General features: G+C 74.2%; 11 protein-coding genes. 2 read left to right on the top strand and 9 right to left on the bottom strand.

All coding sequences use genetic code 11. From position 1 onward, the window contains the following. The first annotated feature begins 136 nt into the window (after window positions 1-136). Together ABGB05_RS22315 and ctaD are read left to right on the top strand one after the other, a co-directional pair. On the top strand, window positions 137-1246 hold the full coding sequence (locus ABGB05_RS22315) for an FAD-dependent monooxygenase (RefSeq protein WP_347655403.1): 1110 nt from the start codon (window positions 137-139) through the stop codon (window positions 1244-1246). A gap of 228 nt (window positions 1247-1474) precedes the next feature. Next, the gene (ctaD, locus tag ABGB05_RS22310) at window positions 1475-3235 is read left to right on the top strand and encodes a cytochrome c oxidase subunit I (RefSeq protein ID WP_347655402.1); all 1761 of its coding nucleotides are present in this window, start codon (window positions 1475-1477) and stop codon (window positions 3233-3235) included. A 74-nt stretch (window positions 3236-3309) separates the two neighbouring features. Here the strand turns inward: ctaD and ABGB05_RS22305 are convergent, their stop codons facing one another. From ABGB05_RS22305 to ABGB05_RS22265, 9 genes are all read right to left on the bottom strand, one after another. Then, entirely contained in the window at window positions 3310-5370 is a 2061-nt protein-coding gene (locus ABGB05_RS22305) for a hypothetical protein (protein ID WP_347655401.1), read from the bottom strand. Further along, a complete protein-coding gene (locus ABGB05_RS22300; RefSeq protein WP_347655400.1) occupies window positions 5367-9212 on the bottom strand; it encodes a DUF5682 family protein in 3846 nt (1281 codons plus the stop codon). Before ABGB05_RS22300 ends, ABGB05_RS22305 begins: the two co-directional genes overlap by 4 nt. Further along, window positions 9209-10417, bottom strand: a complete 1209-nt coding sequence (locus tag ABGB05_RS22295) for an AAA family ATPase (RefSeq protein WP_347655399.1) — start codon at window positions 10415-10417, stop codon at window positions 9209-9211. The genes ABGB05_RS22300 and ABGB05_RS22295 overlap by 4 nt, the downstream gene beginning before the upstream one ends. Before the next feature lie 139 nt (window positions 10418-10556). After that, complete coding sequence (locus ABGB05_RS22290) at window positions 10557-15548, bottom strand: hypothetical protein (protein ID WP_347655398.1); 4992 nt, start codon at window positions 15546-15548, stop codon at window positions 10557-10559. A 5-nt stretch (window positions 15549-15553) separates the two neighbouring features. Then, a complete protein-coding gene (locus ABGB05_RS22285) occupies window positions 15554-16417 on the bottom strand; it encodes a DUF4132 domain-containing protein (protein ID WP_347655397.1) in 864 nt (287 codons plus the stop codon). A gap of 252 nt (window positions 16418-16669) precedes the next feature. Then, on the bottom strand, window positions 16670-17884 hold the full coding sequence (locus tag ABGB05_RS22280; protein WP_347655396.1) for an MFS transporter: 1215 nt from the start codon (window positions 17882-17884) through the stop codon (window positions 16670-16672). A 60-nt stretch (window positions 17885-17944) separates the two neighbouring features. Next, window positions 17945-18532, bottom strand: a complete 588-nt coding sequence (locus ABGB05_RS22275; RefSeq protein ID WP_347655395.1) for an isochorismatase family protein — start codon at window positions 18530-18532, stop codon at window positions 17945-17947. 39 nt (window positions 18533-18571) lie between these two features. Further along, window positions 18572-19855: a nicotinate phosphoribosyltransferase gene (locus ABGB05_RS22270; protein WP_347655394.1), complete on the bottom strand. Its 1284-nt coding sequence runs from the start codon at window positions 19853-19855 to the stop codon at window positions 18572-18574. 37 nt (window positions 19856-19892) lie between these two features. After that, window positions 19893-22571, bottom strand: coding sequence for a LuxR C-terminal-related transcriptional regulator (locus ABGB05_RS22265; RefSeq protein WP_347655393.1), 2679 nt, complete (start codon window positions 22569-22571; stop codon window positions 19893-19895). Window positions 22572-22606: the final 35 nt, after the last annotated feature.

Here is a 22606-nt window from a genome sequence, read left to right as displayed (position 1 = left end):
GCCGGGACCGCTGGCCGGCGGTTCCGGTACCCCGGCGATGAGCTGCGGCGGGACCGTTTGGATCTACCGCAGGAGGAGTCGCGGGGAGTAGTGTCTTGCCTTCAACGCGTGCCGCTCCTTCCGGAGGCGTCCCCATATGCCCGGATCCCCCCTGCGAATCCTCGTCGTCGGCGCGGGCATCGCAGGTCTCTCGGTAGCCCGCGCCCTCCGGCTCGCGGGGTTCCGGCCCGAGGTCACCGAGCGACTGCCCGGCCCGGCGGGCCCCACCGACGGCGGCATCTACCTGACGGGCAACGTCGAGCGGGCGCTACGGGAGATCGACCTGGACGGCCCGGTACGCCCGCTCGGCCAGGTGATCCGGCGGCAACGGTTCCTCGACGCCCGGGGCGGCCCGCTCTGCGAGGTCGACCTCACCAAGCTCTGGGCCGGGATTGGCGACTGCCGGGCGCTGCCCCGTGCCGACCTGCACCGGGTCCTGCTCTCCGGCGCCGGCGGCGAGGTGCGGTACGGCACGGTGCCACGCGCGGTCGACCTCGACACCGAGACCGTGACGGTGACCTTCGACGACGGCCGGCAGGCCGAGTACGACCTGGTCATCGGGGCCGACGGCCGACAGTCGGCGGTACGGACGCTGGCCGCGCTCGGCGGGCCGGCCCGCCCGGCCGGGCAGGTCGTCTACCGCGCCGTGGTGACCGGGCTGCCGTCGGTCGGCGAGTGGACCGGCCTGCTCGGCGAGCGGGCCGCGTTCGTCGTGGTGCCGATGGGCGCCGGTCGGCTGCACTGTCACGCCGACGTGACCGGTACCGCGCTTCCGGCCGATCCGCCGGCCCGGATCCGGGAGGTGTTCGGCGGCTACGGCGGCCCGGTGCCGGCCATCCTGGAGGCCTTGGAGGAGGTACGGGTCAGCCGTACCGACGAGGTGGAACTGGGCCGCTGGTCACGGGGACGGGTGGTGCTGGTCGGCGACGCCGCGCACGCGACCGCACCGACCCTGTCCCAGGGTGCCGCGATGGCGATCGAGGACGCCCTGGTGCTGGCCCGGATGCTGGGCCGGTCGACGACGGTGCCCGAGGCCCTCGCCCGCTACGAGAGCCGCCGTCGGCCCCGGATCAAGTGGGTGCTGGACCGGACCCGGGACCGGGACCGTACCCGGGACGTGTCGCCGGCCCTGCGGGACCCGCTGCTGCGTGACCGTGGTGCCCGGATCTTCCGGGACCACTACCGGCTCCTGGTCGACCCGGCCTGAGCCGGTCGGCGGCCGGCGGTAGAGACGGCGGCCGGCGGAGAAGACGCGGGAAGCGGCGCCGGGACACGTGCCGGGACAGGCGCCGGACGAGGGAATCGGACGACGCGGACGGGTCAAGTCGTACCCGACGCCGGACCCGCCGCTGGCGGGGACTATTCTGCCTGCGAGGTACGGCCCGCAGATCAAGAGCGCGTGCCGAGTGGGACGAACGAGAACCGGAGGCCACTCGTGACCACCGTCGCACCTAAGCCGATCGTGACGCGGCCATGGCCGGTACATAAGCCGGTCAAGGGCTCGGCACTGGCCCGGCTGCTGCGTACGACGGACGCGAAGCAGATCGGGATCATGTACATGGTCACCGCCTTCGCGTTCTTCATGATCGGTGGCCTGATGGCGCTGCTGATGCGCGCCGAGCTGGCTCAGCCGGGACTGCAGTTCCTGTCGGCGGAGCAGTACAACCAGCTCTTCACCATGCACGGCACGATCATGCTGCTGTTCTTCGCGACGCCGATCGTCTTCGCGTTCGCGAACTACATCGTGCCGATCCAGATCGGCGCGCCCGACGTGTCGTTCCCGCGACTGAACAGCTTCGCCTACTGGCTGTACCTGTTCGGCGGGACGATGGCGCTGGGCGGGTTCCTGACCCCGCAGGGCGCGGCCGACTTCGGCTGGTTCGCGTACACGCCGCTGAGTAGCGTCGAGCACTCGCCCGGCGTCGGCGCGAACCTGTGGATCATGGGCCTGGCCATCTCCGGCCTGGGCACGATCCTCGGCGCGGTCAACATGATCACCACCGTGCTGACCCTGCGCGCGCCCGGCATGACGATGTTCCGGATGCCGATCTTCACCTGGAACATCCTGGTCACCAGCCTTCTGGTGATCATGGTCTTCCCGCTGCTGGCGGCGGCACTCTTCGCGCTGGCCGCGGACCGGATCCTCGGCGCGCACGTCTTCGCGCCGGAGACCGGCGGACCCATGCTCTGGCAACACCTCTTCTGGTTCTTCGGCCACCCCGAGGTCTACATCGTCGCGCTGCCGTTCTTCGGCATCATCAGCGAGGTCATCCCGGTCTTCTCCCGCAAGCCGATCTTCGGCTACAAGGGACTCGTCGGCGCGACCATCGCCATCGCGGCGCTGTCGATGAGCGTGTGGGCCCACCACATGTTCGCCACCGGCCAGGTGCTGCTGCCGTTCTTCTCGTTCCTGAGCTTCCTGATCGCCGTACCGACCGGTATGAAGTTCTTCAACTGGATCGGCACCATGTGGCGCGGCCAGATCAGCTTCGAGACGCCGATGCTCTGGTCGATCGGCTTCCTGGTCACCTTCCTCTTCGGTGGTCTGACCGGTGTGCTGCTGGCCAGCCCGCCGCTGGACTTCCACGTGTCGGACTCGTACTTCGTGGTGGCGCACTTCCACTACGTGCTCTTCGGCACCATCGTCTTCGCGGTCTACGCCGGTATCTACTTCTGGTTCCCGAAGATGTTCGGCCGGATGCTCGACGAGCGGCTCGGCAAGGTGCACTTCTGGCTGACCTTCATCGGCTTCCACACCACGTTCCTGGTGCAGCACTGGCTCGGCAACGAGGGCATGCCCCGGCGGTACGCCGACTACCTGGCGACCGACGGCTTCACCACGCTGAACATGATCTCCACGATCGGCTCGTTCATCACCGGTATCTCGACCCTGCCGTTCATCTACAACGTCTGGAAGTCGTACAAGACCGGTCCGGTGGTCGAGGTCGACGACCCGTGGGGTCACGGCAACTCGCTGGAGTGGGCGACCAGCTCGCCGCCTCCGCTGCGGAACTTCGACCGGATGCCGCGGATCCGCTCCGAGCGGCCGGCCTTCGACGCGAAGTTCCCCGAACTGGCCGCTGGCGGACAGTCGCTCGCCGGCCCGCCGGAGGGTGGCGCCAAGCCGCTCACCAGCGAGTCCGACGGTGGCGCCAGCTACCAGGAGGACACCGAGACCAACGTCGACCAGCGGTAGCCGTAGAAAGCGATCGCGGCCGGTACCCCGGACGGGTACCGGCCGCGCGGCTTTTCAGCGCCGCTGTCGGGGGGTCAGCCGACCGGCGGGTCGTCGTTCCAGGAGGCCCGGACCAGCGCCCGTTCGGTGGCGGCGAGCTGGGTGGCGGCGGCCACCCAGGCCCAGGCGTACCGGTCCGGATCGGCATCCACGACCCGGCCGAAGGCGTCCCGCCCCTGCCGCTCCGACTCGGCCACCAACGCGGTCGCCAGCTCGGCGGCCATCGGAAAACCGGACCGCCGCAACAGTCCGGCCAAACCCGAACCAGCGCTCCGGGCCGGGCCGGCGATCGCCTGCCGGCCACCCGCGACCGCCGACTCCACCAGCCGCCGGACCCGCCACAGCGGAGCGTCGCCCACCGGGTCCGGCCCGGAGCCACCGACCGGTGCGTCCGGGAGCACCGGCTGCGACGCCGGAAGATGCCCGTTCTGGAGTACGTCGTACCCGAGGTCGGCGTGGCCCTGCCAGTCGTCCGGCAGACGCAGGGTCGACTCGGCGCCCGGCACCGGGGCGACCGCCAGCGGCCGCAGCGTGCTGGCCCGCCCGGTGTCGAGCCGGGCCACCACCCGGATCCGCAGACCGGGCCGGGACGCCAGCCGGCGCAGGTTGGCCAGGTGCGCCAACGTCGGATGCGAGCTGACCGGCATCAGCCGGATCAGCGGGCCGGTGGCGCTACGCTCCACCGCTGCCACAGGCTGGTCCGATCCGGCTGCCCCCACCGTTGCCGAGAGTCCCGCCGACGTGGCCGTGGTCGCCGACGGCTCCGCGGTCGTGGCTGTCGTCACCGCAACCGGCGAGAGTTCCCGGGCCAGGAGGTGGTCGCCGTACCCGCCGATGACCACCAGGTCGGCGCCGACGAGCTGTTCGGGCCCGCCGACCGGGTCGTCGCCCGTACCCGCCTCGGCGGCGTTCAGCTGGGCGTTCACCACCTCGGCCAGCGGACGGGCGAAGAGCTGCCCCAGCGGGCCGGCCGACCAGCCCGGCCCGGTGACCGGGGTGGCCCGTACCCCACGACCGGAGCCGAGCCGCCCGTCCGGTGAGACCGTGGTGCCGGTGACCAGGAGACCGGCCCGGGCGAGCCGGGCATGGCTGACCCCGGCCGGGCCGAGGTCGACCGGAGCGGTGGCGACACTCAGCGCCCGTCCCGGCTCACCCGGCTGTACGTCGGAGACGGAGAACCACCGGCCCTCGTCGTCGAGCAGGTGGGTCACCACCCCGGCATAACCGGTGGCGCTGATCACCGGCTCGCGGCAGACCCCGTACACCCGGAGGTTTCCGCCGGGCCGGTAGCTGCGGCGGCTGATCCCGACCAGGCCGGGGTCGGTGGCACCGGCGGCGAGCCGGCCCGCGGTGAGCAGCAGGTCGTGCAGTTCCTGGACCAGGTCGGTGAGCCGATGGTCGGCACGCCGGTCCCGGGCCGCCCGCAGGCCACGGACCACCCGCAACGCGGCACCCTCCGCGCGGGGCAGCGCGGCCAGCCGGGCGCTGTGCGCCGCCCGGAGCAGTTCCGCCTGGAGCACCGCTCCCGAACCGGGTACGCCGGCGGCGAGCACCGCCGCCGCGGCCCGCCACAGTCCGGCCGCCGCCGCACGCTGGGCGGCGTTCGGGCCGGCACCGGTACGGGCCCGGGTCCGGGACGCGGCCCGACCGGTGCCGGTCGAGCCGACGTCAGCCGTACCGTCCTCGCCGGCGGCGCGGTCCTCGGCGCTGCGGTCCTCGGCGCCGCTGGTGGCGGTCGACGCCGGCGCCGCGACGGGGTCGGCCACCGGGCAGGCGGCGAGCGCCGCCGCGCGGTGCAGGCAGCGGGGGGCCAGCAGACAACTACACCGGACCTGGTCCGCCTCGGTGACCGTCCCGTTCGGCCCGGGTACGAGCAGCACCCGGGTTTCCGGCCCCCAGTCGACCAGGATCCCGTCCGGGCTGCCCTGGCGGGGCGCACCGCCGATCCGTTCGACAGCCGTGTCGAGCCGGCCGCGGAGCCGGGAAGGCAGCGCGCCCGTGACCGCCGCGACCAGCTCCGGTGCCACCGGCGGCAGGACGACCGGGTCGTGCTCCGCCGACCCGGCGGGCGGCGCGGATACCGTGGCTGTGCTCAATGGGTTCCTCCGCGGAGCCGGTCGCCCACCCAGCGGGCGAGTTCAAGCGGGCTGAGTGCGGCCACCGGCATGCCGGCCGCGACGAGCTGCTGGGCGATCGGCACCGAGTACCGCGGCACCCCGTGGTCGTCGAGCGCGGCGCAGCCGAGCAGGTGAACGCCGGAGGTGGCCAGCGAGCGCACCTCGCCGAGCAGGCCGGCGAGCGGGTAGCCCTCCTCGAAGTCGCTGACCACCACGACGATGGTGCGACTCGGCACGGTGACCAGCGAACGGGCGTGGGCCAACCCGGCGGCGATGTGCGTACCGCCGCCGACCCGGACCTCCAGCAGCAGCGAGAGCGGGTCGGCAACCCGGTCCGACAGGTCGATCACCTCGGTCGAGAACGCGAGGAAGTGTGTCGACAGGGTCGGCACCCCACCCAGCACGGCGGCGGTCAGCGCCGACCACACCACCGAGGCCTCCATCGAACCGGAGACGTCGACGACAAGCACCAGCCGCCAGTCGGCCTGCCGGCGGGCGAGGGTGTTGAAGACCGGCCGTTCCGGGATCACCACCATGCGGCCGTCGTCCAGCCGCCGGGCGTGCGCGAGGTTGGCCCGCAGGGTCCGGTCCAGGTTGAGCCGGCCCGCCGGACGTCGGGTCGGTCGGGGCGTGGCCAGGCCGGTCAGCGCGGGCCGCAGTTGGGTGGCGAGCTGCCGGGTGAGTTCCTCGACCAGCCGCCGGACCAGCGGCCGGAGCCGGGCCAGCCGCTGCTCGGGAAGGCCACCGGCGAGGGAGAGAACCGTGGTCAGCAGCTCCACCGAGGGGCGTACCGAAGCCGGGTCGAGTTCGGTGAGCACGTCGGCCCGACCGGATTCCGCCGCCCGGGCCAGCACCTCCTCCCGGACCCCGGCCCCGAACAGTGCCTCCAGTTCGTCGGCCCACTCCCGGGCGGTCGGGAACGAGGCGCCCTGACCGCCGCCGGAGCCGCCGGTACCGCCACCGATTCCGGCCGCACCCTCGCCCCGGCCCGCGCCGTAGAGCTCGTCCAGGGCGTGGGCGTGCCGGCGGGCGTGTTCCGGCAGCAGGTCGGGTTCGCGGCCGAGCAGCAGCCGCCACCGGTCCGCCGGGCTGAACCGGCGTACGGCGGAACCGTCGGACCCCGTCGCCGGCTCGGCCGGACCGGTCGACTCGGCCACGACGGCGGAGTCGCCGGGGTCGGAGCCGGTCGACCCCGCGACGGTCGGGGTGGAGCCGGCCGCGGCCAGGGCGGGGACCGGGATGCCGAGGGCGGTGAGCGCCTCCCAGCCTGCCGTGTCGGCGCTGGCCCAGCGGGCCAGCAGGCCGGGCGGGGCGGCCAGGGTCAACTCGATCCGGTCACCGAGGCGTTCGGTGACCGTCTCCAGCAGTTGGTCCCGGGCGGCGGGGGAGAGGGCGTCGAAGCCGCCCCGCAACGCCGGCAACCGGTCGAGGAAGTCCCGGTCGGCGAGCTGCTCGACCCGGTCCAGCAGTGGGTCGAGCGCGACCGGGGCGGACTGCAGCAGCGGACCGGCGGCGGTGAGCAGACCACTGAGCAGCCGGTGCAGCCGACGGCGGGCGTCCGGGTTCGTGCCGGCGTCGACCCAGCCGGCGACCCGGACCCCGAGCACGTCGGGGCCGTCCAGGTCGAGCAGGACCCGGGCGGCGAGCGCGGCTCCCTGCACGATGGGTGCGCCGCTCCGCCCGAGCCGGTCCAGGGCGTCGTCGAGACGCAGACCGATCCGGTGTTCGCCGGCCCGGAGCGCGAGCGCGACGAGTGCGGCGGCATCCGCCGGATCGTCGCTGCCGGCGAGCCCGGGCAGCCCACGGATGGCGGCGTCCAACAGCACCACCGCCAGGTCGGCGGCCTGGCTCCGGCTCTCCACCGTGGTGCCCGGCAGGTGCTGTCGGCGCAACGCCTCCAGCAGGTCGAGCGCGGCGAGCAGTTCAGGCAACGTGGCGGCGGCCGGCAGGACGGTGACGGCCAGGGTGAGCCGGTCGGTGACCAGTTCCGGCAGGTCAGCCCGGGCGGCGTCCTCCAGGCCGGCGATGACCTGCGCACACGTCGGTCCACCCTCGGCAACCTGCTGACGGAACCGCTCCCGCAGCGTGCCGGTCGCGGCGAGGGCGGCGGTCACGCCCCGCACCCCGGCCAGGTCCAGCAGCGCGGCGATGGCGGGGTTCCAGGCGACCCGCCACCGGGTGCTGAGGGCGCTCCCGTCCCCGACCCCGGCGACCTCGACCGGCGTACCGTAGTGGATGCCGCAGATCCGGAGCCGGCGCAGCAGGGTCTCGCGCCGACCGTCGAGTGCGGAGCGGAGCGGGTCGAGCCGGAGCTCCCGGGGCGCCGGGTCGTCGGGGTGCGGCAGCCGGAGCGCGACGAGTTCCGCCTCGACCGACGGGCCGAGCCCGGAGCGGGGCGTGCCGGGCGCCAGCCGACCCCGGTCGGTGCCGACCAGGACGGACTCCAGCGCCCGGGCCAGGGCACGACCACGGCCGAGCAGTTCACCCTGCCCCAGCACGGTGGTCACCGCTTCCAACAGCTCGCCCCGACCGGGCGCCGGCAGGGCGCGCAGCCGGGCCAGGTCCTCGGCCATCCGCAGGGTCTCGGTGGCCTCCCCGGTGCCCGCCGGGTGCCCGGCGGAGCGCAGTGCCCGGCACAGTTCGGTGACCGCCCACGCCGCCGCCTGCCGGACCCGTTCCGGGTCGCCACCGGCGGTGAACACCGCCTGCTGCCAGCGCGGGTCGCGGATCCCGGCCGCGTAGCCGGAACGGGAGTCGAGCAGGTCGAAGGCGTACGCGACCAGGGACGTGGCGACCGTGCCGCCGTCGGTCGGGTCGACCGTCGGATCGGTCCGCGGGTCGACCGTGGCCGTGGTGCGGATCGTCGTACCGGTTGTCGAGGCGATGTCGGCGACCGGCGTCGGGCCGCCGTTCGTCGGGTGGCCCTTCGTCGGGTCGGTGGTGACCGGCTTGCCGTTCGCCGCGTCGACGGTGGCGGTGGCGGTGACGCCGGTCGGGGTGACCGGAGACGGCTCGACGAGAGCGGGGGCGTGGAAGGCGCCGACCACCGCGACGACCCGTCGCCCGCCGGACGCCGCCGCCGCGATCACCTCGCGCATGTGCCGCTCCCGGGCCAGATCCCGGGCCGGTACGCCGACGCCGGTCTCCGCGTCCTGACGCATCGCCCAGCCGACCCCCAGGGCGGCCCGGCGGACCGCCTCGGCGGAACAACCCGGTGCGCGTACCTCGACCGCCCGGTCCCACAGATCGTCATTGCCACGACCGGTGCCGCTGGCCGCCAGCGCGGCGGCGAAACCGGTCGCGGCCGGCCGCTCGTCCAGCGGAGCATCCGCCCGGCCGTCCACCGGCCCGTCTGTCGGGCCATCCACCGGCAGGGCCGGAGCGCCCGACCAGCCGGAGTCGGCCAGCGGCAGGTCACAGCAGCGCACCTCGACGCCGTGCTCCCGGGCCCAGCGGATCGCGGCCAGCTCGGGGGAGAAGTCGGCGAACGGATAGAAGCCGAGCGGACCGTCGCCGCGCACCCCGGCCAACGCGACCGGTGCCCGGGTGGCCGGATCGGCCAGGTACGGCAGCCACCGCTGGAAATCGCTCGGCAGCTCGACACAGAGCACGTCCGGTACGGCGGCGTCGAGCAGCGCCGGTACCACCGCCGCCAGGGCGGGACTGTGGTGGCGTACCCCGATCAGGTACGGCGTTGTCGACCCGGCGAGGGTGGCCAGCGACTCCCTCGGGTCGGCCGCTGCCGTGGTCGTCACCGAAGGGTGGGCCGGTGCGGTGGTGGTCGTCACCGAAGGGTCGGCCGGTGCGGTGGTGGTCGTCACCGAAGGGTCTCCCGCAGGTCCCAGAGCCGCCGCCACATCGGCGAACCGGCCTCGGCCCGGCGACGTACCGGACCGTCCCAGTAGCCGACCAGCCGGCCGTGGTCAGCCTCGTCGTCCTTGCGGACCACCCCGAGCAGATGCCCGGGCAGCAGGTCGAGCGGATCTCCGGAGGAGAGGTATGCGGTGGCCAGGCCGAGCGCGGCGGCGACCTGCACCGCCTCGGCGGTGGACATCACGGTGCCCGGACGCTCCACGTCCCAGCCCTCCGCCGACCGGCCGGCCCGCAGATCCCGGAAGACGGTGACCAGGGCGTCGAGTACCGCGTCGTCGACCGCGTACCCGGCACCGGCCCGCTCGACGGCGGCGGTCGCCTGCCGGCGGACCAGCGCCATCTCGGTGGCCGCGTCGGCGATCGGCGGCACCGTCTCGAAGTTGAACCGCCGCTTCAGCGCGGCGGACATCTCCGACACGCCCCGGTCCCGCAGGTTTGCGGTGGCGATCACGCTGAACCCGGGCACCGCCGGGATCACCCCGGCCGGGGTGTCGGCGAGTTCGGGCACGTTGATCCGCCGGTCGGAGAGGATCGACACCAGCGCGTCCTGCACCTCCGGCAGACAGCGGGTGACCTCCTCGACCCGGGCCACCCGGCCGGTCCGCATCGCGGTGAGCACCGGCGACTCGACCAGCGCCTGCCGGGTCGGGCCCTGGGCGAGCAGCAGCGCGTAGTTCCAGCCGTACCGGAAGGCGTCCTCGGTGGTGCCGGCGGTGCCCTGCACGGTCAGCGCGCTGGTGCCGCAGATCGCCGCGGAGAGCAGCTCGGAGAGCATCGACTTGGCGGTACCCGGCTCGCCGACCAGCAGCAGGCCGCGCTCGCCGGCCAGGGTCACCACACAACGCTCGACCAGGGCCCGGTCCCCGACGAACTTCGCCGGTACGACCAGCGTGTCGGGCAGGTCGGCGCCGTCCGAGGCGGTCCGCCGGTCGGCTGGCAGGGTGAGCGGTTCACCGCCGCTGCCCTGGACGAAGGTGACCACGGCCCGGGGGGTCAGTGCCCAGCCCGGCGGTCGGGGCCCGTCGTCGTACGCGGCGAGGAAGGCCAACTCGGTGGCGTACCGGATCTCGGCGGGCAGGATCTGCCAGGCCGGGTCGGCGGTCGCCGGCCCGGCGGCGATCGGGGTGCTCGTGCTCTGTTCGGTCGTGGTCACCGCGGGTCCCTGGTCTCTTTCTGCTCGTGGATCGGGGCAGGCACTGCTCGTGATCTGGACAGGTTCTGGGTCTGTACGCAGGCTGGTGTCCGGTGTGGTGCGCGACCCTGCGGTCGCCGGGCCGGGCCGTCCGGGCGGGTCAGCGGCGACCCCGGGCAGGGTTGCGCAGTTCCTCGAGCCGGGGCATGTCCCCGTCGCGGAGCCGCTGCCAGGCCCGCCGGTACAGCTCCGCCGCCGGTCGCAGCGGAAGGTTGGTGTCGAACGGCGGACGCGGCTGGCCCGGGATCGTGAACAGCGGCTGCTTCCACTGCTCCATCGGCAGCCGTGGGCTGGGGTTGTCCAACCAGGGGCCGGGCAGGAAGAGCGAACGCCCGGCCCGGGCCCGGGTGGCGGAGACCACCAGGTCGGTGCCGCCGAGTTCGGCGCGGGCCGCCTTGAGCCGGGCCGGCTTCCACCCGGTCCACCGGGCCACGTTCCGGTCGGTCGGATCGGGCATCGCCAGCAGCATCAGGTACGTCGCGGCGGCGTCCGGGCCGAAACCGTGTGCGGCGGCGACCTCGGCGACCAGATCCGGCACCGAGCGGGTCGGATCCTGCGGCCACCAGGTGCCGTCCGGATCCCGGCCACCGGCGACCGGATCACCCGGGTCGACGGCCAGGGCGGCGAAGCCGGCGTCGCGGACCAGCCACAACGCCGCCTCGACCGGGAACATCTGCTGGGACCCGCCGCGCAACGCCGGCAGGAACGGGTCGGTGCCGGTCTCGTCGAGCAGAGCCACCAGAACACCCGGGTCGGGCCGGTTGTTGGCGGTCGCCAGGACGACGGCGCCGTACCGCTCCCAGCCGCTGCCGGTCTCGGTCGGACTGCCCGCCACCTGTCGGAAGGCGTCGAGCCAGACGTAGCGGCCGAGGTTCAACAGCAGGTCGGGGTTGGCCAGCCGGTCCCGGAGCGCGGCGAACGCGGCGGGGAGCGCGGCACGGAACGGGTCACCGACGGCGGTGTGGTGGGCCACCCAGGCCGCGGTGGCGACCATGCCGACCAGGATCTCGGCGGTGAAGCCACGCGCCTGCTGGTCCACCGGCTCGACCCGGTTGTGTCGCACCGTCCAGGTCAGGTCGGTGCTCAGCTCCGGCGAGGCCGCCGGTTCGAGCAGCGCCGGCAGGGATTGCTGCGGCCCCCAGCCGACCTGGACCTCCTTCACCGCCTCGGCGAGCAGCAGCTCGGGGATGGCCGGCCGCCGTCCCAGCAGCGCGACCCAGACCTCCGCCGCCCGGGCCACGTCCGGGCCGTCCGTCCAGAGCCGCGCCGGATCGTCCGGGAGCAGGGCCGCGAGCACGGCCCGCCGGAAGTCGGGGGCGAGGGTGTGGAGCTGCCGGCGGGCGTACCCGACCTCGACGGTCTTGAGGTTCAGCAGCTTGCGGGTCTCGGCGTCGAGGGCGGCACCGGTGTCGACCAGCGGCAGCCCGGCGAGCAGCAGGGTGGCCACCGCCCGGGTGACGCCGGTGAGTTCGACAAACCGGTCGACCGCCGCCGGCTGCCACGGCAGCGGCCCGCGCGCGGCGTACTCGGCGAGGAAACGCGAGACCCAGCCCGCCGGCCGGTTGTCGCCGACCGACGCCGAGTCCAGGACGGTGTACGGCGCCGGCACCTCGAACGCCCCGGACGGGTCGTGGTACAGCGTGTGGAAGAGGTACCCCGGGGTGGCCGCCCCCGACTGCTGGTAGTTGTGGCAGGCGAGGAACGTGCCGGCGGCGACCGGCAGGACTGCCCGCCAGTGGCCGGCCCGGTTCTTGCCGTCGGGCCGCTTCAGGTGTTGGGCCGCGACGTGCAGGGTGAGCCGCCGCCAGCGGGCCGGGTCGCCGACGGTGACCAGGTCGAGCGCGTCCAACTCGGCGAGCAGGGCGCACAGGGCGTCCCGGGCCGGCTGCGGGGTGGTCGCGACGGCCGCCCGGTAGGCGAACGCCGCGGAGTCGCCGAGCGTGGCCGGCCAGTCCAGCACCGGAGTCGGCAGGGAGGTCCCGTCGAGGTGCAGTTGCGGCCGCGGATCCGGCGCTGTCGCGGCGATCGCCCGGCGCAGCGTACGGAACTGTTGGACTGTCGACTTCGCCGTCGCCGTGCTCAGGTGCCGGACGCCGAGCCCGTCCAGCGCGGCGGAGAGCTCCTGGTCGTCCGGGCCGGTGACCGGCTCCTCCCGGCTCCCCGCCGGTGCCGCCCGCAGCCGGTCGGTCAGACTGTCGAAGGTGTTCTGCCGGGCGATCGCGAACCGCAGTACGCCGAGCACCCCGGCCACCAGCGCCTCGTGGTTGAGTTGCGGGATGGCGGCGCGGACCAGTTCGGTCAGTTCGACGTCGGCGGCCTGGCGTTCCTCCTTCGAGAGCGGCTGGCGGGCCTTCTCCCGGACCTGCCGGGTCGCCTCCTGTTCGAGGGCCGCCTTGACGAGCGCCCCCACCGTCTCCCGGTCGATCCGGCGCAGCGCGGCGGAACCCTCCGGGTCGCGGGCCCGCAGCTGGTGCCAGTACGCCCGGGGCGGCATCGGCACCGTCGTCGGGGAGTAGGCCTTGCTCGACCCGAGCACCGCCGTGACCACCCCGTCCGGGTCGACCAGACTGTGGTCGGCGAGCAGCGCCCGGGGCCGGTCGTCGCCGGGCAGGGTCAGCGCGCCGACCGGCAGCCGGCGGTCGGGCACGGTGACCCGCCGGCCGGCCAGGTCCTCGCCGCGGGTCGACCCGTCCGGGAGCCGCACCACCCGCCAGCCGAGCAGCCCGTCGACCGGTACGCCGAGCGGGGACACCCGGGCCGACGGCGCGGGCCGCAGCCAGCTCGACGTGTCGAGAGAGCTCCCGGCCGGAGCGTCGGCGAGCGCGTCGGCGAGGAAGGCAGGCAGGCTCGCCCGGCCGTGCTCGCCGCTGACCGGGTCGTACTCGAGCCACCGGGCGCCCTGGGTGTCGTGCCGGGCGATCCAGTACGACGTACCGTCGCTGAGCAAACTCCGCCCGCGCGGCACCTCGGTGTCGCCGACGTGCAGCACGCCGGATCCGGTGGTGCGGCCGCCGCCGGCCAGCGGCAGGGTGACGGTGTCGTCCTGGCGCGGGTCGCCCTGCATCGGCTGCGGATCGCGCACCGTGGACAGGTGCCAGTAGCCCCGTAGCTCGTAGCTGTGCTGCTGGGAGTACCAGTAGACCAGCAGCTCCCCGTCGACGTAGCGGAACCCGGGGTCGCGCCAGGGGGAGTCGCCGGGCGGGATGCGCAGGTCGTGGCAGAGCAGCGTGCCGTCCGCGTCGATCACCCGGGCCCGGGTCGGCCCGGCGACCACCAGGTGCGGCCAGGCGTCCGCGACGATCCGCCGCTGGTAGGCACCGGGGCCGACGACGTCGTCGAGCGCCTCCTCCCACGCCGGCCACCCCAACTCGTCGAAGAGCCCGCCGCGCAGGGTGCGGACGACGTGGCCGACCAGATCCGGTCGGGTGGCGGCGGCGACCTCGTCCGGGGCCAGTGCCAGCGCCTCCCGGGGCAACGCCTTGAGCCGCTCGGCCGTGTCGTACAGGTCCGGCAGCGCCGCCGTCGCGGACCCCCGGGCCCACTCCCGGACCCGGCCGGCCAGCAGCGGCCGGCTGCCGGGCCGCTCGGCGAGCAGCCGGATGACAAGCCGGTTGTGTTCCTGCGGCTGACCGAGCCAGCGGATCAGCGCGACACGGTACCGCTCGTCGCCGGCGACTCCGGACAGGTCGCGCGGCTGTTTGCCCTCGGCCCAGGCGCGCAGGTCGACGCTTTTGTCGTCGGGACCGTCCAGCGGTATCCCCAGCGACAGCAGCAGGTCGATCAGGTCGAGATCGGGGACGAACCCGAGCGACGTCCGCGACGCGGTGAGTTCCCGGCGGACCTGGTCGGCGAGCCGGACGATCAGCGTGTCCAACTCGGGCAGCGGATCCGGCCTGCGGTAGCGGTGGGCGTACCGGGCGGTGAGGAAGCGCCCCAGCCAGCCGGCCGTCCCGTCCGCCGGGCGCTGGTCGGCGGGGAGTGTCGGATCGACGAGCCCCTCGACGGCGCCGGTCCGGGTGAGGACCTCCAGCCACTGCGGCAGCGCCTCGTCGTTGTCGCGGGGCATCAGGTTCAGCAGCGTGCCCCGCACACTCCGGTCGTGTTCGGCCAGTCGGACCAGGTCCGGCAGGTGCGCCTTCCACCAGGCGGTCGCCCCGAGCGTGGCGGGCAGGCTGATCAGGTCGGTCAGGTACGCCAATTCGCGCGCCTGGGCCCCGGCACGGTCGCCGGCCTTCTCGGCGTTGCGGACCAGCCGACGTACGGTGGTCGCGAGCGTCGCCGCCGGCACCAGTCCGGCCGCGACCCCGCGTACGGAGAGCCCGCAGAAGCGGTCCAGCGCCTCGCCGGCGGGCAGCCGTGCGGCGAGTTCCTTGGCGTATCCGGCGAGCGCGGTCGCGGAGAGCGCCCCGGCGAGCGCGAACTCCAGGTACACCTCGTCGAGCCGGTCCGGGTCGACGGGCAGCCCGTGTTCCGCCTCGGCCTTGCGGGCCCGGTTGAACAGCTGTCCCGCGTACGACTCCTCCTGCTCGGCGAGTAGGACCCGGCCGGCCTGTTCGTAGAAGGTGGGCAGGAAATGCGGTACGGACCGGGCCAGCCGGCCGGCGAGGGCGTGGTACGCCTCGACCGCCTGCTTCGGCTTGCTGCGTGCCTGGTCGGCGATGCGCCTGAGTTCCGGCACGATGGCCAGGGCCTGCCGGCCCTCCTCCGGATGGTGCACCAGCACCCACTCGGGGAACCCGAGTGACTGGCGTTGCCCGAGCCCGACCGGTACGGGTTCGTCGACCCGGCGCAGGCCGAGGAACTCGGCGGTGGCGTCCTCCCCGGTGCCCAGGTCGGCGGCGACCAGCCGGACCACCGGCCGGTCGTCCAGCACCGGATGCCGGTAGGTGCGGGCGGTCAGCGGCACCGTCAGCTTGTCGGCTGTCCCGTCGGCCGGACCGTCGTCCGTTCCGCCGGCCGGACCGTTGCCCGTTCCGTCGGCCGGAGCGTCGTCCGTTCCGTCGGCCGGACCGTTGCCCGTCCCACCGGCCGGACCGTTCGGCAGCGGTAGCACCGCGCCGGCCGCCAGCAGTTCCTCCAGCTCAGTCGCCACCGGGGTCACGCACCCTTCTCCGCATCGGCCGGTTGGCCGCCGGTCAGTGCCGCGGCCATCCGGATCCCCTCCGACCAGGCCACCGGACCGACCTCCGGTAGCGGTAACTGCCGGCCGTCCCGCAACCGCCAGGAGAGACCGCCCATGGTCCAGTCCGACCAGTAGTCCCCGTCCAGCCAGGCGGTCGCCTCGACCGTGCGCCCCGCCTCGTGGACCCGGCAGGTGACGACCGAGCCGGACACCTGGCAACCGAGCGAGGTCGCCCTGGCGACCAGCGCGCTCCGGGAACCCAGCTTGGCCCCGCGGAAGTCCGACACCTCGGTCGCCCGCTCGCCGACCTGCGCCGGCTTCGGCCAGACCGTCCGCAGGAGCTGGTCGACCCGCTGGGTCAGGTTCAGCTCCAGCGCGAACTCCCGCAGGTCCGCCAGGTACGGCAGCAGCACCGGATGCGGCAGCCGTACCGTCTCCGCCGACAGTCGCCGGCTCTCCCCGTCGAGGTCGACGACCCCCAGCAGGCCATCTGTGCTGACGTCGCGCAGGAAGCCGGGCACCGCCGGGTCGTCACCGAGTACGACCAGGTCGCGCAGTGCCTCCTGCCAGGCGGGATCGGGCCAGACCCGGGCGAGCAACACGGTGGGCACCGGAACCGACGACACCATCCAGGAGTCGACCCGGGCGCGGCACGCGACCGTGTGTCGGTCGAGCCATTCGGTGAGTTGACGCAGCCGATCCACCTCGGGGTGGTCCCGCAGCACCTTGGGCAGGGACTTCAGCGGGCGGCCGGAACCCCTGCGGGCGGCCGACCGGGCGACGACCCTGCCCTCGATCAGCGAAACCTCGTACGCCTCGCCCGCCGACAGCCAACCCACCGGTAGACCCCTCCGTCACTGGTGATCTCCGCACCGCCGCCGGCCGTGCGCCAGACGGGCAGGGTACGACGGTGCGGAGCGTGGAAAGCCCCCCGGCCCGGCCGGGAACGCGTGGAACGTTAGTCAGCGGCACCGACAAAACCGGGTCGCGCCCGGGGCAGAGTACCGGGGTCGGCCGATGTCGGGGATCCCGACGTGCCAGTGTGGACACCGGGGGTGCGGCAAAGGCGTGCGGGCCGACTGTCGCGTCGGTCAGCGGTCGACGGTGGCCGGGGTGGCGTGCCCGGTCACCGGCGTGGCCGACCCGCGCCGTGACAGCCTGACGAGGATCAGGGCCAGGGCGATCCCGGCGCCGGTCAGGCCGGCGGTCGCGAAACCCCACGACGGGCCGGCGACGTCGATCACCGCACCGGCCAGTGGGGAGCCCAGCGCAATCCCGGTGGTCAGCGCCGAGTTGTGCAGTCCCATCGCCTCACCCCGGACCGCGGCCGGGGCGAGCCGGCTCACCGCGTCGGCGGAGGCCGCCAGGGACGGGGCGCAGAGCAGACCGGCCGGTAACAACGCCAGTGTGAGTCCCCACCACTGGCCGCCGCCGAGGCCGACCGGCACGGTGGCCAGACCGAGCAGCAGGGTCAGGTACAGCGCCGACGGCGGTCGGCGTACCGCGCCGTACGCGAAACCGCCGACCAGGGAGGAGGCGCCCCACATCGCCAGCACCAACCCGGTCCAGGCGACCTGGCCGGAGTCCCGCAGCACCGCCACCACGGCGACGTCGGTGCCGGCCAGCACCAGTGTGGTGGCGGCGGTGGCGGCCAGCAGCCCGAGCAGTCGGGGGGTCAGCCACTCCCGGCGGGCGGGCGGACGGCCGGGCGTGACCGGCTCGTCCCCGGCCCGGACCGGCGGGTCGAGGACAAGGAGCGCCACCCCGGCGAGCACCAGGCCGGTGCCGACGGCGACCAGGGCGGCCCGGGGCGACACCGAGGTGACCAGCAGCACCGCCAACGCCGGACCGGCCATGTAGGACAGTTCGACCGCCATCGAGTCCAACGCGTACGCCGGTCGGCGGTGCGCCTCCGGGACGAGCGCGGCGAGCGACTGCCGGACGACCCCGAACACCGGCAGGTTGACCAGGCCGCCGAGCAGGGCGGTGCCGAGCAGCACCGGATACGACATCGACTGTGCGGTGATCCAGAAGACGCCGGTGCCGAGGGTGGCCAGGATCAGCATCGTCCGCAGTCCGCGCCGGTCGACCAGCCGCCCCAGCAGCGGGGCGCCGACCGTACTGCCGACGGTCAGCGCCGCCCCCACCAGGCCGGCCGCGCCGTAACCTCGGTGGAGGTGGAGCACGACGTACAGGGTGAGGGTCACCGCGGTCATGGTGGCCGGGATCCGGGCCACCAGGGCGACCAGCACCAGGGAACGGACACCGGGCAGCGCGAGCGCTGTCCGGTAAGGGGCTAGATTCATTGGGCTCCGTACCTCCGGCTGCTCATCCTGCCGGTCGGGCACGGTCGACCCGCAACCGGATTACGTGCCCGGGGTGCCGAGCACAGGCGTGCCGTGCAGGGTGACCCCGGCCTCGCGCATCGAGTCGAGCGCGGCCCAGGTGGTGCCCTCGGCGACCCCGGCGGTCAGGTCGAGCAACACACTGGTCGCGAAACCCTCCCGCGCCGCGTCCAGGGCGGTGGCCCGGACGCAGTGGTCGGTGGCGATGCCGACCACCTCGACACTCTCCACCGAGTGCCGGCGGAGCCAGTCGGCGAGCTTCTCCGCCCCCTCGGCCGCCCCCTCGAAGCCGGAGTAGGCGGCCTGCCACTCGCCCTTGTGGAACACCGCCTCGACCCGGTCGGTCGCCAGGTCGGGGTGGAACTGGGCGCCGTCGCTGCCCACCACACAGTGCGGGGGCCACGACCCGACGAAGTCCGGCTCCGCGCTGAAGTGCGGACCGGGGTCGATGTGGTGGTCCTTGGTCGCCACCACGTGGTCCCAGCGGTCCGGCTCGGCGGCGAGCAGCCGGGAGATCCCGGCGGCCACCGAGGCGCCGCCGGCGACGGCGAGCGACCCTCCCTCGCAGAAGTCGTTCTGTACGTCGACGACGATCAGCGCTCGGCTCATCGGTCCCGTTCCCTCTCAGCTCGTCGGATGGTGGCAGACCTACGTCTGCACGATGACCGGGATGGTCGGGTCCCCGGCGGAGAGCTTGAGCCCCTCCCAGGGGATGGAGATCAGGCACTGCCGCAGGTGCTCCCGGGACTCGGCGAGAGTGGGAAGACCGTCCACCGGCTCGCCGTTCACGACGTACGGGCGCTGCAGGGCACGGTCGTGCGGGCGGGGTTCCGGGGCGCCCTGCGGGACGACGATCTCCTCGGTGGCGGTGCCGCTGGGCTTGTGCCGACGTACCGCGGTCTTCCGGCCGCCGACGGTGGCCTTGTGCTCGGAGCGCTTGACCACCGGCCGCCCGTCGACCTCGACGAGCTTGTAGACCAGCCCGGCGGTCGGCGCGCCGGAGCCGGTCACCACGGCGGTGCCGGCGCCGTACATGTCGACCGGTTCGGCGGCGAGCGCGGCGATCGCGTACTCGTCGAGGTCACCCGAGACGATGATCTTCGTTTCGGTGGCGCCGAGCGAGTCGAGCAGTTCCCGGGAGTGCCCGGCCAGCACCGACAGGTCGCCGGAGTCGATCCGGACCGCCCGCAGTTCCGGCCCGGCGACCGCGATCGCGTTCCGGATCCCCTGGGCGATGTCGTAGGTGTCGACCAGCAGGGTGGTGTCCCGGCCCAGCGCGGCGACCTGGGAGGCGAACGCGGCCGGCTCGTCGTCATGCAGCAGGGTGAAGGCGTGCGCGGCGGTGCCGGCGGTCGGGATGCCGTAGCGCCGCCCGGCGGCCAGGTTCGAGGTGAAGCCGAAGCCGGCCAGGTAGGCGGCGCGGGCGGCGGCCACCGCGGCCGCCTCCTGGGCCCGCCGGGCACCCATCTCGATCAGCGTACGGCCGCGGGCCGCGGTGACCATCCGGGCCGCCGCCGCCGCGACCGCCGAGTCGTGGTTGAGCACCGACAGGGTCAGGGTCTCCAGCAGTACGCACTCGGCGAAGGTGCCGGAGACGGTCAGGATCGGCGAGTTCGGGAAGTACAGTTCCCCCTCGGCGTAGCCGGTGATGTCGCCGGTGAACCGGTAGTCCGCCAGCCACCTCGCGGTCGGCTCGTCGACCACCCCGGTGTCCCGGAGGAACGCCACCTCCGCCTCGTCGAACCGGAAGTCGCGGAGCAGTTCGACCAGGCGCGTCGTGCCGGCGACCACCCCGTACCGCCGGCCGGTCGGCAGTCGGCGGGTGAAGACCTCGAAGACGCAGCGCCGGTCGGCGGTGCCGTCCCGCAGCGCCGCGCTGACCATGGTCAGCTCGTAGTGGTCGGTGAGCAGGGCGGGATGGGAACTGTGCACCAGGCCAGCCTAAGCGTGCCCGGTCGGGCGGTGTCGCTCAGCGGTCCGGGTCGGCCTCGGGCTCGGGCATCGAGCGCAGCGCCGGCCAGAGTTCGCCGCGACCGGTGACGCCGAGCTTGTTGTAGACCCGCTGCAGGTGGTTCTCCACCGTCCGGGTCGAAATATAGAGCTGCTCCGCGATGTTGCGACTGGCCAGACCCCGGGCGGCCAGCCGGGCGATCTGCCGCTCCCGGTCGGTCAGCGCCGGCTGCCGGACACTCAGCGCCGGGGTCCGGAGTACGTCGCAGCGGCGCAGCAGTTCGGCGAGCCGCAGGTTCGCCTCGTGGGACCGGACCGACCGGGCCGCGCGCAGCCGGGAGACCGCCCGACTGGTGGCCTCGGCGGCGAAGACGTTCAGCTCCAGCTCGGCGAAGGCGTCGGCGACGGCGAGCAGCTGGTCGCCGGAGTGGGCGTACTCGGCCCGGGCGTGCCGGGCCATCAGGGACGGCAGTGGCCCGTCGACGGTCTCGCTCAGTTCGGAGAGCCGCTGCGCCACGCTCTGCCGCCGACCGGTGATCGTCGGCTCGCCGACCTCCACGTCGGCCCGGCCGAGCCGGACCAGGTCGTGCAGGGCCAGCACCTCGTGCCCGGCGAACCCGTCACCCTGCAGCCGGTGCACCAGATCCCGGAGCAGACCGACCGCCCCGGCGACGTCCCCGGTGGCCGCCTGGACGGTGGCCCGGGCCTGCTCCAGCCAGGGGTAGAGGATCGCCATCCCGGAGCTGTGCGCCCGGTCCGACTCGGCCATCGCCTCGGTCGCCGAGTCCACGTCGCCGCGCATCGCCGCCGCCTGGGCCCGCTCGGCGTGCGCGAGGCCGGCGAAGACCTGGCTGGTGGCGAGGACGGCGCAGGCGCCGAGACTGGTCCGCAGTGCCTCCCCGGTCTGGCCCCGCAGCCGGGCCGCCTGGGCGCGCAGGATGGACAGGTAGCCGGAACCGAGCCGGAAGTCGCCGGCGTCGGCCAGGTCGGCGAACTCGGCGGCGACGATGGCGTCGATCCCGGACAGGTCGCCGGCGAGCGCGAGCCGGGTGCCCCGGGCCAGTTCCAGGGCGAGTTGCAGGTACGGCATGTCGGCCCGCCACTGTGCCGCCTCGGCCGCGACGCCCTCGACGGCGCGGCCGCTCAGCGTCAGCTCGCCCCGGGCCGCCTGCAGGTGGGCGATGGTGCACCGGGCCAGTCCCCGGGCGGCGACGGTGGCCGCCGGCCGGTCCAGCACCGAGCGGCTCAGCCGCAGCGCCTCGGCGCACTCCAGCCGGTGCAGCCGCATGATCGCCTCGAACGCGACCACCCGGGCCCGGTCCGCCGGGTCGGTGAGCCGCCCGGCGTCCGCGGCGATCTCGGCCACCGTGGACTCCCGGTTGAGCCCCCAGTAGGAGACCATGCCGCGCACGGTCAGCCACCGGGCCCGGCGGGTTTCCGAGGTGAGCTGGTCGGTGACCGCGTCGAGCACCCCGATCGCCTCGGCGGCCCGGTCGCCGAACATCAGGATGGTGGCGAGCAGTTCGGCGGCCTGGTAACCGCCGCCGGTGTCCAGCGCCGCCCGGGCCAGCCGGGCGGCCAGCGGTACGTCGAACTGGCTGAACGCCTGGGCGCCCGCCTTCAGCAGCAGGGCCGGATCCTGGGCGGTGCCGGAGTCGAGCCGCCACACCGCGACCCGGAGCAGGTCGTCGCGGCGTCGGGTGCCGACCGCCTCCACCAGGTCGGCGAGCTGGGCGCTGAGCCGACGGGTCCGGGTGACCGGGCAGCGCCGCCGGACCACCTCGCCGTAGAGCGGGTGGGCGAGGCGTACGTCGGAGCGGCGGTCGTGGGTGACGACCCGGATCAGTCCCCGTTCCTCGGCGACCTCCACGTCGGCGTGGTCGGTGGCCCGGGTGAGCAGGGCCAGCCCGATCGGCTCGCCCATCGCCACCAGCTCGACCACCGTCCGGACGCCCTGCTCCAGCTGGCCGATCCGGGCGTCGACCAGGTCGTCCAGGCTGGGCGGCAGGTGGCTGCGGCCGGTCCACCGCCACAGCCCGTACGCCCGGCTCAGCTCGTTGCTCGTCTGCGCCGCGATGACCAGCTCACGGAGCAGCAGCGGATTGCCGGCGGAGAGCCGGTGCAGCCGGTCCGCCGACGGTCCGTCGACCGGCTCGCCGAGCATCGCGGTCAACAGGTCGTCGGTCTCGCCCAGGCCGAGCGGTTCGAGCTCGGCGTGGTCCACCAGGTCGTCGGTCCACAGCGCCCGGATCGGCAGCGGCACCGGCTCGCCGCTGCGGAGCGTCCCCAGCACGGTGGCGTTGTCGGAGCGGGCGATCAGATAGACCAGCGCGGCCGAGGAGGGGTCGAGCAGGTGGGCGTCGTCGATGCCGATGACGATCCGTCGCCCCGCCGCCTGCTGGTGCAGTGCGTCGACGGCCCAGCGCATGATCCCGGCCGGGGTGAGCCCGGCCGGCTGGTCGGCCGGCAGCACCTGGGCCAGGCCACCGAACGGGATGCCGGCGGTGGCGATGTTGGCCGACGCGGACCAGACCGCGCAGCCCAGTGCGGGCAGCTGCTCCAGGCTCTGGGCGAGCAGTCGGCTCTTGCCGACGCCGGCGCTGCCGCTGACGAAGAGGCCACGGCCTCCCGGACTGGTGGCGGCGTTCACCAGTCGGCTGAGTTCATCCGTCCTGCCAACGAACCTCCACCGCCCCATCGGGGCAGCATATAGACCGAAGGGCAGCTGCGCCC

It is taken from the genome of Plantactinospora sp. B5E13 (assembly GCF_039871775.1).
Classification (GTDB): Bacteria; Actinomycetota; Actinomycetes; order Mycobacteriales; family Micromonosporaceae; genus Plantactinospora.
This window is presented reverse-complemented; position numbering and strand designations above follow the sequence as displayed.

Coding starts and splice junctions, on each gene's coding strand:
- ABGB05_RS22280 (WP_347655396.1), bottom strand. CDS start 17,884: ATGAATCTAGCCCCTTACCGGACAGCGCTCGCGCTGCCCGGTGTCCGT.
- ABGB05_RS22275 (WP_347655395.1), bottom strand. CDS start 18,532: ATGAGCCGAGCGCTGATCGTCGTCGACGTACAGAACGACTTCTGCGAG.
- ABGB05_RS22265 (WP_347655393.1), bottom strand. CDS start 22,571: ATGGGGCGGTGGAGGTTCGTTGGCAGGACGGATGAACTCAGCCGACTG.
- ABGB05_RS22315 (WP_347655403.1), top strand. CDS start 137: ATGCCCGGATCCCCCCTGCGAATCCTCGTCGTCGGCGCGGGCATCGCA.